Below are 271 nucleotides of genomic sequence, written 5' to 3'. Positions count from 1 at the left end.
CGCGGCCTTCGATCAGGGCTTCAAGCTCGTGTTCGTCGAAGACGCCACGTCAGGCCAGAACGAAGAAATGCACCGCTTCTCGTTCGAAAAACTGTTCGGCTTCATGGGCCACGTGCGCACGACGCAGGAAACCATCGCCGCGATGACGGGCGCATAAGGCCCACATCAAGCCACGTCTGGCACGCACAAACAAAAAAGCCCTCGATGCGAATCGAGGGCTTTTTTTGTGCCGTTCTGCGCGAACGGCACGGGAACCAACGTGGGCGCTGGC

General features: G+C 59.4%; 1 protein-coding gene. It reads left to right on the top strand.

Annotated elements, in window-relative coordinates:
- On the top strand, nt 1-157 hold a 157-nt coding region (locus SB816_RS31805), incomplete at its 5' end, for an isochorismatase family protein (RefSeq protein WP_410548219.1).
- Nucleotides 158-271 lie beyond the last annotated feature (114 nt).

The sequence above is a fragment of the Achromobacter sp. SIMBA_011 genome, from assembly GCF_046535435.1.
Classification (GTDB): Bacteria; Pseudomonadota; Gammaproteobacteria; order Burkholderiales; family Burkholderiaceae_B; genus Achromobacter; species Achromobacter dolens.
The sequence above is the reverse complement of the archived record's forward strand: the minus strand, read 5'-3'. Positions and strand labels throughout refer to the sequence as shown.